Genomic DNA, 13,695 nt, shown 5'->3' on the forward strand with positions numbered 1-13,695 from the left:
CCGCACATTACATGATCGGCCTTTTCCGCACCCATCTCGATCCGCAGAACAAGCATGCCGGTCTGACGCAATTTCTGGTCGACCTGAAAACGACCGAAGGCATCACGATCCGCCCGATCAAGGATCTCGCCGGCAAGGCGCATTTCAACGAAGTGGTATTTCAGGACGCGTTCGTGCCCGACGACATGATGGTCGGCACCGAAGGCGGCGGCTGGAACCAGGTGACGGCGGAACTCGCCTTCGAACGTTCGGGGCCGGAGCGTTATCTTTCGAGCTTCGTCCTGATGGTCGAGATGATCCGCGAACTCGAGAAAGAGGGCGGTGCGCACGGCGCACGCGAAATCGGCCGCCTTGTCGCGCATCTGGTGACGCTCCGGCAGATGTCGCTTTCGGTGGCCGGCATGCTCGACAAGGGCGAGAACCCGGCCCTCGAAGCCTCGGTGGTGAAGGATCTCGGCGCGATCTTCGAACAGGACATGCCGGTGCGCGCACATGAACTGCTCGGCATCGAACCGACCATCGGCGTGGGCAGCGACTACGAACAGGTGCTTGGCTATCTGACGCAGACGACACCATCGTTCTCGCTCAGAGGCGGCACGCGCGAAATTCTGCGCGGCATCATCGCCCGCGGGCTCGGGCTTCGGTGAGGAGCGGGACATGAACGAGTTGCAGACGATCCTCTCCGACAGCGTCAACGGCCTGCTGGCCGAGCGCGTGACGAAGAACCTGATCCAGAGCGCCGAGGACGGCATCTGGCCCGACGTCTTGTGGAACGAGCTCGAAGCGAACGGGTTGACCCGTGTGTTGGCCCCGGAGAGCCACGGCGGCGCGGGCGGCACATGGGCAGATGCGGCGATTGTGCTGAAGGCGGCGGGGCGCCACGTCACGCCGCTGCCGCTCGCCGAAGCGGTGCTGGCCCATTGGCTGCTGGCCGAAGCCGGCATCGCCGCGCCCGACGGCGTTCTGACGGTCATGGAAGGCGACTTCACGCTCGATGGCAGCGAGTTCTCAGGGATCGCCCGGCGCGTGCCGTGGGGCCGGCAGGCGGCACATGGTGTCGCGCTGGTCGAGGGCGGCGCGGGACCGACAATGGTGCTTGTGCCTTTCGAGGGCGCCGTCATTGCGCCCGACATCAACGTGGCGCGCGAGCCGCGCGACACGGTGACGCTGAAGGCCGCGACTGCGACAACCGCCGCCGTCACGCTGCCGGAGAATGCGTTGCGGCTTTACGGCGCGCTGGCGCGGGCCTGTCAGATGGCCGGCGCGCTCGACTATCTGGCGGCGCAGACAGTTGCTTATGCCAATGAGCGCACGCAATTCGGCAAACCCATCGGCAAGTTCCAGGCGATCCAGCAGCAGCTCGCCGTGCTGGCGACGCAGGCCGCCGCGACCGGCATTGCCGCCGACCATGCCTGTGCGCAGGCCACGCGGCGCAAGGAGGATGCGGCGTTCGAAATCGCGGTCGCGAAAATCCGTGCCGACGATGCCTCGAGCATCGCAACCTCGATCGCGCATCAGGTGCATGGCGCGATCGGCTTTACCTATGAGCACGGGCTTCATTTCGCGACGCGGCGGCTCTGGTCGTGGCGCGCCGAGTTTGGCGCCGGCGCCGAATGGGCCGAAAGTCTCGGCCGCGAGACGATCTCGCGCGGCGCCGACGCGCTCTGGCCGCATGTGACGGCGCGATAGATTTTGCAACCGAAGAGAGCAAGCCGATGAAAGTCTCCGAAGCGCTGAAGAGCCGTATCACTTGCCGCGCCTTTCTCGACAAGCCGGTGCCCGAAGCGACCGTGCGGCAAGTTCTCGAAGAAGCGAAATATGCGCCTTCGGGCGGCAACCTGCAGCCATGGCACGTCTATGTGGTGACCGGCGACAGGCTGAAGGAATTTCTTGCCATCGTTGCGGAAAAGCAGAAGGAAAACCCGTTCGGCGAAGGCACCGAATATGACATCTATCCGAAAGGCCTCACCGAGCCTTACAAAGCCCGGCGCTTCAAATGCGGCGAGGACATGTATGCGACCATCGGTGTGACGCGCGAGGACAAGGCGGGGCGCCTCCAGCAATTCTCGCGCAACTTCCGCCTCTTCGACGCGCCCGTGGCGCTGTTCTTCGCCATCGACCGGCAGATGGGCCTCGGTCAATGGTCCGACCTCGGCATGTTCATCCAGTCGGTAATGCTGGCGGCGCGCGAACACGGACTCCACACCTGCCCGCAGGAAGCCTGGGCGATCTGGTACAAGACGGTCGGGGAGTTTGTCGGGATACCGGAAGAGCTTATGCTCTTCTGCGGCATGGGGCTCGGCTACATGGATGAGGCGGCGCCCATTAACCAGTTGCGCACGGATCGTGCGCCGCTCGAGGAATTCACCACCTTCAGCGGTTTCTGAGTGGCGAATTCTGACCGGAAACCGGAACGCCCGTTCATCGCGGGTTCAGTCGGGATGGCATAAGACCGGGGGCATGACGCAGAAATTCACATGGGTCGCCCTGACGATCGCCGCTTCGATCCTCATTTTCATGGGGGTCGGGCCGGCGCGCGCCGATCAGGTGATCGGGCGGGCTCCTGCGGCGGAGCTTCTGATCGAGGCCCAATATTGGGGGCGCGAGGATAACGCACGCGACGCGGTGCGCGAGGGACGGGTGATCTCGCCGGGCCAGGCCAAACAGGCAGCTCTGTCGCGCTATCCGGGTCACTATCTCGATATGAGTCTTGCGGGCCAGACTTACTATGTGAAGATCAGAACGCCGGACAATCGGGTCGTCGTGGTGTCGGTCGACGCCACGTCGGGTCGGGTCATGGGCGCCCGTTAGCGGGCCGAGAGAGCGGAGACAGGGGTATGCGGCTTTTGGTTGTCGAGGACGATCCCGATCTCAACAGGCAACTTGTGGGCGCGCTGGAAGAGGCGGGCTATGCGGTGGACAGCGCCAAGGATGGCGAGGAAGGACATTTCCTCGGCGACACCGAGCCCTATGACGCCGTCGTGCTCGATCTCGGCCTTCCCGAAATGGACGGCGTGACGGTGCTCGAAAAATGGCGCCGTGACGGCCGCGTCATGCCGGTGCTGATCCTGACGGCGCGCGACCGCTGGTCGGACAAGGTGGCGGGCTTCGACGCCGGCGCCGACGACTATGTGGCCAAGCCCTTTTTCATGGAAGAAGTCCTCGCCCGTCTTCGCGCGCTGCTACGCCGCGCTTCGGGCCATGCGACCAGCGAACTCGAATGCGGACCGGTTCGCGTCGACACACGCAGCTCGCGCGTGACGGTCGATGGCCGCGCGATCAAGCTGACCTCGCTCGAATATCGTCTTCTCGCCTACATGATGCATCATCGCGATCGCGTGATTTCGCGCACCGAACTCGTCGAGCATCTCTACGATCAGGATTTCGACCGCGATTCGAACACCATCGAGGTTTTTGTGGGCCGCCTGCGCCGCAAGCTCGGCAAGGATGTAATCGAGACCGTGCGCGGTCTCGGCTACAGGCTGACGGCGCCGGAAGATGCGGTCTGACAGCCTCGCATTCCGCCTCGTCGCGGGCGCGGCGCTGTGGAGTGCCGTTGCCCTCGTCGTCGGTGGTCTGGTCCTCTCCGCCATCTTCCGCAACTCAGTCGAGCGCAGCTTCGACGCGCGTCTCAATGTGTTGCTCGACAGCTTGATCGCGACCACCGAAGTCGACGCTGCGGGCAACCTTGTGCGCATTCGCGAACTTTCCGAGACGCGCTTCGATCTCGCTTACTCGGGTTGGTACTGGCAGGTGTCGCCGCTCGCCGAGCGCACCGCGCTGCGTTCGCGTTCGCTTTTCGACCAGACCCTTGACCTTTCGTCGGGGCGCGACGCCGGACGCAACGATTTCGGCCTCAAGGTCTTCGACGTCCTGGGCCCCGAGAACCAGCGGCTGCGCGTCGCCGAACGGCGCGTGGCGCTTCCGGGCTACGACATTCGGGTTTCTTTTGCCGTTGCCGGCGATCGCGGCGAAATCGACGTCGAAATACAGGGCTTCAATACCTGGCTTTTCATGGCGATGGCCGCGATGGGCGCCGGTTTGCTCGTCGCGCTGTTGATTCAGGTGCGTTTCGGTCTTCGGCCGCTCGACAGGGTGCGTCTGGCGCTGGCGCAAATTCGCTCGGGGCGGGCGACCCGGCTCGAGGGCGAATTCCCCTCGGAAATCGAACCGCTGGCCGACGAGCTCAACCGGCTGCTTGACGGCAATCGCGAAGTGCTGGAGCGCGCCCGCACCCATGTCGGCAATCTGGCGCATGCGCTGAAGACGCCGTTGAGCGTGCTGACCAACGAAGCCCGCACGCACAAGGATTCGTTCGGCCAGACCGTGAGCCGCGTAGCGGAGCAGATGCGTGAACAGATCGATCATCATCTGGCCCGCGCCCGCATGGCCGCCTCGGCCAACGTGCTCGGCGTCAACACACCGGTCGCGCCGGTCCTGACGCGAATCTCCCGCGCGCTCGAACGTATCCATGCCGATCGAGGGCTCGTTCTCGCGGTCGATTGTCCGGAGACAACCGGTTTTCGCGGCGAGGCGCAGGATCTCGAGGAGGTTGCCGGCAATCTTGTCGACAATGCCTGCAAATGGGCGGCATCGCGTGTCGTGTTGAGGGTGACGCCGGGCCTGCTGCGGAAGGGTCGAACCTTCTTCATGCTTGCCGTGGAGGATGACGGGCCGGGATTGCCGGAAGATGCACGGCAAACAGTCCTGAAACGCGGCGCGCGGCTCGACGAGACAAAACCGGGCTCCGGCCTCGGCCTCTCCATCGTCACCGAGATTGCCGAACTTTATGGCGGCGAATTGCGGCTCGAAACATCGGAAATGGGTGGTTTGCGGGCCGAGCTCTATCTGCCGGCCTCGACCGACTGAAACGACCGCGCAAGCTGAACGCCCGATGAACGGTGCATTCAGGCGCCGCTCAAGGACGATTTTCTATCCTCATGATCATCGGATCACCCAATCAGGACATGGGGTACGGCTATGAAAATCAAGAGCACTCTTCTCGTGGGCATACTGGCCCTGGCGCTGGCGGGTTGTCAGACGGGCGGCCCCGGATATGGCTATGGCGGCGGCCCGAAGGAAGGCTTCGGTACGCTTGCCGGCGCCGTCGCGGGCGGCCTTGCCGGTTCGCAGATCGGCGGCGGTTCGGGCCGGCTTTGGGCGACGGGCGCAGGCGTTCTGATCGGCGCGCTGGTCGGCAACAATATCGGCCGCAGTCTCGACCGCGCCGACCAGGCGTATCTTCAGAACGCTTCCTACAATGCGTTCCAGACCGGCCAGACGACGCAATGGCGCAATCCGGATAGCGGCAATTACGGTTATGTCGAACCGCAACGGTCCTATCAGTCGAATTCGGGCTATTGCCGCGAATACAGTCAGACCGTCTATATCGGCGGGCGCGCCGAGCAGGCCTACGGCACCGCCTGCCGTCAGCCCGACGGCAGCTGGCAGATCGTGAACTGAGGCACTGTTCCGCCTTCGTGAGACAATATCTTTTCAGTTTGATGCCGAATGTGAAAAGGCCGCCGCTTTCCCAGAGGAAAACGGCGGCCAGTTCAAAACGGCAGCGACGCGGTCAGTTTGTCTTGTCTCTGGACCGCCCCGTTTGCGTCCATCTATTTCGATTGCAGAGTCGCCGCGCCAAAACCCGGTACGGCGATGAAGGATAAAGGCTCAGGCAGAAAGGCCCCCGGAAGTTTCCGACCTTACCTGCCTCGCCACACGACCCTCTGTCGAGATCGAAAACTTGGCGATGGCAAACGGCGTCACCAGACCGTTAGACATCGGATCACCTCCTTTCAATTGTTGAACCCAGTATCAAGAGCGTGAATCTTCAAATCGCGCGCGTCAAGAAAATGTATGCGAAGAGTTTGCGCGCACAGGATCGGGTAGGCGCGAGAGCGCGTCATTGCTGACATTTCCAGATTTCGAGGCACGATATTTCGCCGCTTACGGCATCGCGCCGATCCTCTGCCTAGGGCCGTTTTGACATCGAATCAAGAAGTTAACGGCCTGCCGCCACGGCGCTGTCGGTGGCCTGGGCGGTGTCGTCCGCCGCCAGGAGCGATGCAATGGTTGTCGGATCGGCGAGTTCGGCTTCCCGCGCCGAGAGTTTCTCGAAAAAGGAGTCCACGCGCGGTTCGCGCGCAAGTGCTGCGTCCGCGACATGACGCTTGTAGCGTTGCGCGCGTACGGCGGCCAGAATGTCGGCGATGCGGGCCTTGTCGGCCGGCCGTGTCGGCACGAAGCGGCTCGGATTGCCCGCCGAGAAGGTGACAAGGCCGCCATTGCGCAGCGCCGCCGCGATCTCGCCCATTGCTTCCATCGGCACGTGAAGCCGCCGCGCCAGCGCTTCCTCGGTCCATGGTGTCTGCGCGCGTTCGAAGGCGTCATGGATCAGCAAAAGCGCCTGTACGGCCATGCGATCGAGCTGGCGCAACGTCAGCGGGCTGACGCCTCCTTGTGCGGAGAGATAGGTGCGGTTCTGATAGTAGAAGGCGATGGCGCAGCCGCCGAGCAGGATCAGCCAGGCGGCGTAAAGCCAGATCATGAAAAAGACGAGGCTGGCGAAGGCCGAGTAGATCGCCACATATTGCGCCGACTTGACGACGAAGGTGGCAAAAGTCCAGCCGGCGGCGCCCCAGACGATTCCGGCCACGGTCGCGCCCACCAGCGCCGAACCGAGTTTGACCCGTGTGTTGGGGATCATCATGTAGACGAAAGCGAAGGCCGCGATCAGAACCGCGAAGGGCAGAAGCTTGCTCGACTGCTCGACGATATAGACGACCAGCCAGTACTCGGCCACGCCGCCGATGAAATCGTTGGAAATTGCGCCGGCCATGATGCCGATGGCGGTGAGCACGATCAGCGGCCCCAAGATGCCCATGCTGACGATTTCGGTGAACTGACGGGCGAACGAGCGATTGGCTTCGACATGCCAGATGCTGTTGAACGCGGCCTCGACCTTGTTGATCAGCGAAATGACCGTGTAGAGAAGAAAGGCGAAGCCCACCGTACCGAGCACATTGGCGTTGACGCGTTGCACGAACTCCATCATCCGCTGCGTGATCTCCGCACCTTGCTCGCCGAGCGGCGACAGGAAGTCGGCCATTATGGTCTCGATGTAGCTGTCGAAACCGAAGGCGCGGAATATCGCAAAGGCGATGGCAAGAGCCGGCACGAGCGCCAGCAGCGTCGTATAGACAAGGCTCATGGCCCGCAGGCTCAATGCACCGCCGGCAAGGTCGCGCGTAACCGCCCATCCGATCCGGGCGGCCAACAGCGCGGTACGCCGCCAGAAAGGCTGGTCGTCGAGAGACTGGTCCCATAATAGGGCATGGAGGCGCTCAAGGAGCGAAGCGGAGCCGAACATGGGCTTATGCTAGACGGCGGGCCCGGCAATCGAAAGGCCCTCCGCCTTGAAGGGGAGGGCCTTGGTCTTTTCGTGTACGGGCGTTGCCGCCCGCACAAATGCTGGTCCGGATCAGCCGAATACCAGATTTTCGGCGGAGAAGCGTCCATTGCGCCCCTCGACCAGTTCATACTGGATTTGCTGACCTTCCTGCAGGGTCTTCTGGCCGGCCTGTTCGACGGCGGAAATGTGGACAAATACGTCCTTGCCGCCGTCGGCCGGTGCGATGAATCCATAACCCTTCGTGGCGTTAAACCACTTCACGACTCCGCTAGCCATAATGCGTTGATTGCCTCATGTAGAGATAGAACGAACGGATACCGCCATGAAAAACGGCGTCCAAGCAAAAACGCTATCACCGAAATTTGGCTCCGGCCAACGAAAATCCCGGTCCAAGGACGGCGGATTTGCCGATGTTGTTGACGCTCAATTCGCAGACAGAAACGGCTAAATTCGGTCACTTACGGCGATATGGAACCAAATTTTAAGCATGGTTCCCTACATTTGAACGAGAAAGCGGCATGGGGGCCGCCGAGTTCAGCCGAGACGCCATGGCCAACGAACCGAATGCATCGCTGTCGCAGCGCCTGGCAAGCTACCTGGCGCAGTTGCCGCAGCCTGCCGTGCTGAAGCTTGCTTCGGGCATCGAGCGTGAAAAGCTGCGCGGCGCGGCTGGCCTTCCCTATGAAACAATTCTCTCGGGCCTGCGTCCGCTGCTGGCGTCCTTCCGGGGCAGGCGACCTGGCATGGCCGATCCGCTGCGCCGCCTCTGCCTGCCGTTCGAAGATCTCCTTTCCGACGAACAGTCGATCGACCGCCGGCGGGGCCGGATTGCCCGCCGCGTCATCGAACCCTTGTGGAGGTGGCTCGAATCCGAGCTCCTGCCCGACATGCTGCCGGACATGTCTCGCCGCATCGTCGATCACACGTTGAAAGACGACCGTATCGCGCTCGAGGCGTCGGTGTCGGTGTTGCATGCGGCGGTTGCCGCCGCGCTTGTTGCCGCCCTCGACGAGGCGCGCCGCGACGCCGTGCGACGCCGGGAGATCGAGGCCCGGCTTGGGGGCGAAGGCGGTATCGAGGATGCGCGCGCGATAGCGGCCGTCCTGTCGATCGCGCCGATCATGCTGAAACTGCAATCCGCGTTGCCGAATGCGATTGGCGATTTCGATGAGGAACACGTCAATCTCGTCAAGGAACTCTACGATGAAGCGCGCGAAAAATCGTCCGACGTCGCGCTCTATGTAGCATTCGCCACCATGGCGCGCCTTTCGGAAACCTGGCAGATTCTTCGCCTTGCGCGAAAGGTCGCCCATTATCGCAACGACATGCTGGTCAGCCGGAGCGAACTCGCTGTCTTGGGCGAGTTGCTGCTCGCGGATATGGATCGGATCGCCCGCGGCGCCGAAAGCAGGCGTCCCGGTCATACCGATCTCGACAATCTGCGCGAGGAAGTACGGCGTTTCGCGCGCATGTCGAAAGGCTTCACCGCCGAAATCGATTTACGGCGTCACGGCGATTGGGGGCAGCGCCTGCTGGGGGCTCGCGCCCGTCTTTCGGCGGCGATCTCTCAGGAAATGGCACGCTTCGAGACCGACTTGCCGCGTGCCCTGCCGCTGCATCAGATCGGGCAATATGGACGTGGCGGACCGTTGCGCCCGGATATATCGAGCCCGCCCGATCCCGCGCGCACCGCCCGTATGAGCGCCTGCCTGCGGTTTATCGAAGGATTGACGCCGATTTGCGATGCGGTCGGTGCGCAAAGCCATTGCCGGAGCGTCCGCGGGCAAATCACGGCCTATCTCAACACTTACGAAGATCGGTTGCTGGAAGAGATGAGGACCGCCAGCGGAACGGCACGCGCCAACGCCGAAGCATTCATTGAAATTGCCGCGAGCTTTCGCGAGGCCCTCGGCGAGAACCGGTCTGCGGGAGTGCTGCGCCGCCGGGCCGATGTGGCGCTTCGAGCGGCGAGCTAGAATTCCCCGTCATAGGCAAAGAGGCCCGGCATGCCCCCCGTGTGCAGGAACACAAGCGCCTCGACATCGGCATGGTCGCCGGCCAGAACCTGTGCAATAAAGCCGGCCATGCCTTTGCCGGTATAAACCGGATCGAGCAATACGCCTTCCTGTCTCGCGACCAGTTCGACGGCCATCCGCATTTCCGCCGTCGGTATCCCGTAGCGTTCGCCGAGATATCGCCCATCCAGCGTCACCGCATCGGCGGCCGGCGCGGAAATTCCAAGCAGCGCCGCCGTTTTGCACGCCAGAGCGTGGATGCTGGCGGCCATCGCGTCGGTATCGGAACGATAAACATTGACGCCCGTGACCGACGGGCCCCGACCGCGCAGCTGACGTCCGGTGACGAGACCCGCCTGTGTGCCGCCGCTCGACGAGGCATGGACGATCCGCGCGGCGCCGATGCGCAAGGCATCGAGCCCGTCGGCGATTTCGAGATAGGCGCCGACATAGCCGAGCGACCCGACAGCATTCGACCCGCCGACGGGCACCAGATAGGGTCTGCTGCCACCGGCCTCGATCTCGGCCATGACGCGCGCGAAAACGGCGCCTGCGTCGGCGTCGGCCGGTTCGATGCGGATGTCGGCACCGAGAATGCGGTCGAGCAGCAAATTGCCAGATCCGCGATAGGCATGACCTTCATAAGGCACGCTGTCGAACAGGACCAGCACGCATCGAAGTCCCGCCGTTGCGGCTGCCGCTGCCGTTTGCCGGGCATGGTTCGACTGCAGCGCACCCGTCGTCACCACCGTGTCGCAGCCCTTCGCCAGCGCGTCTCCGATAAGGAATTCGAGTTTGCGAGTCTTGTTGCCGCCGCCGGCAAGCCCTGTGCAATCGTCGCGCTTGATGAACAGGCGCGGTGGCGGCGGTTCCATGCGCTCCGTCAGCGCCGCACGCAGCCGCACCATTTCCGTGAGCGGCGTCGGCAGATGGGCGAGCTGAAAACGCGGAAAACGGCTGAGCGGGTCGGGCACGATCAGACAACCCCCTCGGCGCGGAACGAGGCGATCTCGTCCGCCGAATAACCGAGTTCGGTCAGGATGCTGTCCGTGTGCTCCCCGAGAACCGGCGCACGTTCGCGGATCGTTGCCGGCGTCCGCGAGAGCCGGAGCGGTGTTTCCATGATGGGCGCTGGACCGGGCAAGCCCGGAAAGTCGAGCGGCCGCAAATAACCCATTTCGCGGATGTGCCGGTCGTCGAGCGCCTGTTGCGGTGTATAAACGGGGCCGGCCGGGATGCGCGCTTTTTCGAGTTCGGCAAGGGCCTCCTCGGTCGTTCGCGTCTCTGCCCAGCGCGCCGTGCGTTCCGACAGGACCGCGCCATTGTCGCCGCGCGCGAGGTCGTCCTTGAAGCGCGGATCGGTGAGCCAGTGATCTTCGCCCATCAACCGTGCCCAGCGCTTGAACAGCGGCGCGCCGATGGCCTGCACCAGAATCCAGCCATCCTTTGTACGCACAATGTCGGCCGGCCCCGCATAGGGCGACCGGTTGCCGATGGCGACGCGATCGGTTTGCCGCAACTGCTGCTCGATCAGGTGAAAGTTGAAATAGGCGAGCGCCGTCGACAGCAATGCGCCTTCGACGATCTGTCCCTTGCCGGATTTCTGCCGTTCCATCAGCGCCGCCATGGTCCCGAAGGCAGAAAGGGAGGCGGTGCCGAAATCGACCCATGGCGCATAGCTCTTGACCGGTTCGTCCGGGTATCCGGTCAGATAGGCCGCGCCGACCATCGACTGTGCCACGCCGTCGAAACCGGTCCGCTCACTATAGGGACCACCATGCCCGAATGCCGAAACGGTGGTCAGGATGATATCGGGCTTCACAGCGGCAAGGCTTTCGTAATCGAGCCCCATCGCTTTCAGCGTCGAGGGCGGCAGATTGGCAACGACCACATCCGCGGTTGCGACGAGGCGCCGGACGATGCCGCGGCCGGTTTCCGTCATCGGGTCGAGCGTGAGGCCTTTCTTGTTCCGGTTCATCTGCAGGAACATCGCGCCTTCGCCGCCTTCGCCGGGGCCCGCGCCCGGCACGATCGGCTGTACGAAGCGGTCCTCGCTGCCTTCGCGTTTTTCAATGCGGATGATCTCGGCGCCCATGTCGCCCAGCAGTGCGGCGCAGTAGGGGCCGGCAATGTAGCGGCCGAAATCGAGCACGCGTATGCCCGCCAGAATGCCCTGCGAATTGCCGTCGTTTTGCTCGGCCATGCCGCCTGCCCCTCCTTGTCGTTCGTCCTGTCTCGTTTTCGCACAATGGACAGGCGCGAAAACGATAGGTTGCGCGCCGGTCTTGAGGAAGAGCACCGGGGAAAATTTTGCCTTTTATTTAGCCTTTGCCTCGTACTGTACCCCCACTCGGCGGGTGGGGAGACGCGTCGAACAGGGACATTTGTGGGAAAGGGAGCCGCGTGAGGGGGTCCGAGGACACGGCAGGAGAAGCTTTGCCCGAACCCGGCGCGGTCGCGCCGGCGATCGAGCGTGCCTTCCGCTGGACCGGCGAGTTCGTCGATCCGGCACTCGAGGCGGCTTACGCGCGCGCGAGCTGGCCCGAAACGCAGGCGCGCCTGCGCTCGGTGCTGATTGCCGTCTATATCTATGTCGGCTGGGCCGTCTTCGACTTTCTTCTGATTGGCTTCGGTTGGGCTTTCGTCGCGTTGACTGCGGGCCGCCTGGCGACCCTCGCCGTCCTGCTCGTTGCCCTCAACCGGTACACGACCTATGACGACTACAAGCAATTCATGCGTTGCGCCCTGTCGACGCAGATTCTTGTCGCGATCGTCGCGCCCGTCTCGCTGGTTCTGGGCCAGGCCGATTTTGCTGCCAGCCTGCTTGCGGTCGTCGTGGTGCTCTTCGCCTTCTATATCAGTATGCCGACCGCGCTGCCGTCGACATTGACGAATGCGCTGGCGCTGAGCATCGCTTTTGTCGCCATCTGCCCGTGGCTGGCGGATGTGTCGCCGGCCGCGCTCGGGCAGATCGCGGCGCTCGTTGCGGTAGTCAACGCCATTGGCGTTGAAATGGTACGTGCCGCCAACCGGTTGCGGCGCAGCGGTTTCCTGACGCTGATGCGTCAGCAGGAGCTTTATGATCAGTTGAAACGCGAAGTCGAGGTGCGGCGCGAAGCCGAGCAGGCCGTGCGCGCAACCGAGGAAAGCTTCCAGAGTCTTTTCTATGCCGCGCCGCTGCCCATTTCGCTGGTCGATCCGGTCGACTATCGTCTGGTGCAGGCCAATATCGCGGCGCTGAAGCTTTTCGATATTTCCGAAGACGAAGCCGAAGGTTTCGACGTTCGAACTTTTTTTTCCGAGGAAGATCTGGGCGCGCGTCTCGACCGCCTGCTGGTCAGTGGCCGTGCGGGCGTGCCGGTCGAATTCCGCCTGAAACGCCGCGACGGTACGCTGATCTGGGCGCTGGTTTCGGCCGCGACGGTTCAATTTCACGGCCGTCCGGCACTGCTGATCGGTATTCAGGACGTGACCGCACGTCACAAGGAAGCCGAGACGCTGCGTGAAGCGCGCGATCAGGCGACGGCGGCAAGTCGCTCGAAATCGGAATTCCTGGCCAATATGAGCCACGAACTGCGCACGCCGCTAAACGCCATTATCGGATTCTCGGAAGCGCTGGAGCGCGAACTTTTCGGCCCGGTCGGCAATCCGCGATACCGTGAATATGCCGAAGACATCCACAATAGCGGTGTTCATCTGCTGAGCCTCATCAACGATATTCTCGACTTGTCGAAGATCGAGGCCGGTCAGTTCACGCTGCACGAGGACGAAACCGAACTCGACCACATGGTCGAGGCGGCAACCCGCATTGTACGTCATCGCGCCCAGCAGGCGAACATCGCCATTGAATGTAATCTGCCCAAGCCGTCGATCTTCCTGGTCGCGGACGAGCGGGCATTAAAGCAGGTACTGATCAACCTCGTATCGAACGCGGTGAAATTCAGTCCCGACGGAAGCGCTGTGAAAATCGAGGCGCAGGTTTGTGCCGAGAGCCTGCGCATTGCAGTTATCGACAAGGGGATCGGCATCGCCGAGCACGACATTCCAAGAGCCTTGACGCCCTTCACCCAGGTCGACGGCTCGTTGTCGCGCGCGCATGAGGGCACGGGGCTCGGATTGCCGCTCGCCAAGCATTTGACGGAGCTGCACGACGGCACGCTCACCATCCAGAGCGAACCCGATGTTGGGACGACGGTTTATGTCGATCTGCCCCTGTCGCGCGTTGTCGGTCGCGACGCATCGCCGAAGGAGAGCGCGGCGATCTAG

Annotated in this window: 13 protein-coding genes; 9 read left to right on the forward strand and 4 right to left on the reverse strand. The window is 63.1% G+C overall.

The window, feature by feature from the left end:
• The 7 genes from WEB61_RS06725 to WEB61_RS06755 form a co-directional block, all read left to right on the forward strand.
• Positions 1-647: acyl-CoA dehydrogenase family protein (locus WEB61_RS06725; RefSeq protein WP_368063563.1), on the forward strand; the 647-nt coding region annotated here is incomplete at its 5' end.
• A gap of 10 nt (positions 648-657) precedes the next feature.
• Positions 658-1,689, forward strand: coding sequence for an acyl-CoA dehydrogenase family protein (locus tag WEB61_RS06730; RefSeq protein WP_368063564.1), 1,032 nt, complete (start codon positions 658-660; stop codon positions 1,687-1,689).
• A gap of 26 nt (positions 1,690-1,715) precedes the next feature.
• Positions 1,716-2,387, forward strand: a complete 672-nt coding sequence (locus WEB61_RS06735) for a nitroreductase (protein ID WP_368063565.1) — start codon at positions 1,716-1,718, stop codon at positions 2,385-2,387.
• Positions 2,388-2,460: 73 nt separating this feature from the next.
• Positions 2,461-2,811: a PepSY domain-containing protein gene (locus tag WEB61_RS06740; RefSeq protein WP_368063566.1), complete on the forward strand. Its 351-nt coding sequence runs from the start codon at positions 2,461-2,463 to the stop codon at positions 2,809-2,811.
• 26 nt (positions 2,812-2,837) lie between these two features.
• Positions 2,838-3,509 (forward strand): response regulator, encoded by a 672-nt coding sequence (locus WEB61_RS06745; RefSeq protein ID WP_368063567.1) that lies wholly within the window; start codon positions 2,838-2,840, stop codon positions 3,507-3,509.
• Complete coding sequence (locus tag WEB61_RS06750; RefSeq protein WP_368063568.1) at positions 3,499-4,869, forward strand: ATP-binding protein; 1,371 nt, start codon at positions 3,499-3,501, stop codon at positions 4,867-4,869. The genes WEB61_RS06745 and WEB61_RS06750 overlap by 11 nt, the downstream gene beginning before the upstream one ends.
• Positions 4,870-4,980: 111 nt before the next feature.
• Positions 4,981-5,463, forward strand: a complete 483-nt coding sequence (locus WEB61_RS06755) for an RT0821/Lpp0805 family surface protein (RefSeq protein ID WP_368063569.1) — start codon at positions 4,981-4,983, stop codon at positions 5,461-5,463.
• Positions 5,464-6,004: 541 nt separating this feature from the next.
• On the opposite strand, the gene WEB61_RS06760 is transcribed toward WEB61_RS06755, so the two are convergent.
• Both WEB61_RS06760 and WEB61_RS06765 read right to left on the reverse strand, forming a co-directional pair.
• Positions 6,005-7,372, reverse strand: a complete 1,368-nt coding sequence (locus WEB61_RS06760) for a YihY/virulence factor BrkB family protein (RefSeq protein WP_368063570.1) — start codon at positions 7,370-7,372, stop codon at positions 6,005-6,007.
• Positions 7,373-7,483: 111 nt separating this feature from the next.
• Complete coding sequence (locus tag WEB61_RS06765) at positions 7,484-7,690, reverse strand: cold-shock protein (protein WP_368063571.1); 207 nt, start codon at positions 7,688-7,690, stop codon at positions 7,484-7,486.
• A gap of 272 nt (positions 7,691-7,962) precedes the next feature.
• Between WEB61_RS06765 and WEB61_RS06770 the strand changes: the two genes are divergently transcribed.
• The gene (locus WEB61_RS06770; protein ID WP_368063572.1) at positions 7,963-9,390 is read left to right on the forward strand and encodes a hypothetical protein; all 1,428 of its coding nucleotides are present in this window, start codon (positions 7,963-7,965) and stop codon (positions 9,388-9,390) included.
• Here WEB61_RS06770 and WEB61_RS06775 read toward each other — a convergent pair.
• Together WEB61_RS06775 and WEB61_RS06780 are read right to left on the reverse strand one after the other, a co-directional pair.
• Positions 9,387-10,403 carry a D-cysteine desulfhydrase family protein gene (locus tag WEB61_RS06775; RefSeq protein ID WP_368063573.1) on the reverse strand — a complete coding sequence of 339 codons (1,017 nt, stop codon included), beginning with the start codon at positions 10,401-10,403 and terminating at the stop codon, positions 9,387-9,389. The two genes, WEB61_RS06770 and WEB61_RS06775, sit on opposite strands and share 4 nt — an antisense overlap.
• Before the next feature lie 2 nt (positions 10,404-10,405).
• A complete protein-coding gene (locus tag WEB61_RS06780) occupies positions 10,406-11,632 on the reverse strand; it encodes a CaiB/BaiF CoA transferase family protein (protein ID WP_368063574.1) in 1,227 nt (408 codons plus the stop codon).
• Between the two features lie 233 nt (positions 11,633-11,865).
• Here WEB61_RS06780 and WEB61_RS06785 point away from each other — a divergent pair, with 233 nt between their 5' ends.
• Positions 11,866-13,695: a sensor histidine kinase gene (locus WEB61_RS06785; protein ID WP_368063575.1), complete on the forward strand. Its 1,830-nt coding sequence runs from the start codon at positions 11,866-11,868 to the stop codon at positions 13,693-13,695.

It is taken from the genome of Parvibaculum sp. (genome assembly GCF_040882025.1).
Classification (GTDB): Bacteria; Pseudomonadota; Alphaproteobacteria; order Parvibaculales; family Parvibaculaceae; genus Parvibaculum.

Bases quoted from the DNA above. Each gene is read 5' to 3' on its own strand.
- WEB61_RS06730 (WP_368063564.1), top strand. From the start codon at position 658: ATGAACGAGTTGCAGACGATCCTCTCCGACAGCGTCAACGGCCTGCTG.
- WEB61_RS06735 (WP_368063565.1), top strand. From the start codon at position 1,716: ATGAAAGTCTCCGAAGCGCTGAAGAGCCGTATCACTTGCCGCGCCTTT.
- WEB61_RS06740 (WP_368063566.1), top strand. From the start codon at position 2,461: ATGACGCAGAAATTCACATGGGTCGCCCTGACGATCGCCGCTTCGATC.
- WEB61_RS06745 (WP_368063567.1), top strand. From the start codon at position 2,838: ATGCGGCTTTTGGTTGTCGAGGACGATCCCGATCTCAACAGGCAACTT.
- WEB61_RS06750 (WP_368063568.1), top strand. From the start codon at position 3,499: ATGCGGTCTGACAGCCTCGCATTCCGCCTCGTCGCGGGCGCGGCGCTG.
- WEB61_RS06755 (WP_368063569.1), top strand. From the start codon at position 4,981: ATGAAAATCAAGAGCACTCTTCTCGTGGGCATACTGGCCCTGGCGCTG.
- WEB61_RS06760 (WP_368063570.1), bottom strand. From the start codon at position 7,372: ATGTTCGGCTCCGCTTCGCTCCTTGAGCGCCTCCATGCCCTATTATGG.
- WEB61_RS06765 (WP_368063571.1), bottom strand. From the start codon at position 7,690: ATGGCTAGCGGAGTCGTGAAGTGGTTTAACGCCACGAAGGGTTATGGA.
- WEB61_RS06770 (WP_368063572.1), top strand. From the start codon at position 7,963: ATGGCCAACGAACCGAATGCATCGCTGTCGCAGCGCCTGGCAAGCTAC.
- WEB61_RS06780 (WP_368063574.1), bottom strand. From the start codon at position 11,632: ATGGCCGAGCAAAACGACGGCAATTCGCAGGGCATTCTGGCGGGCATA.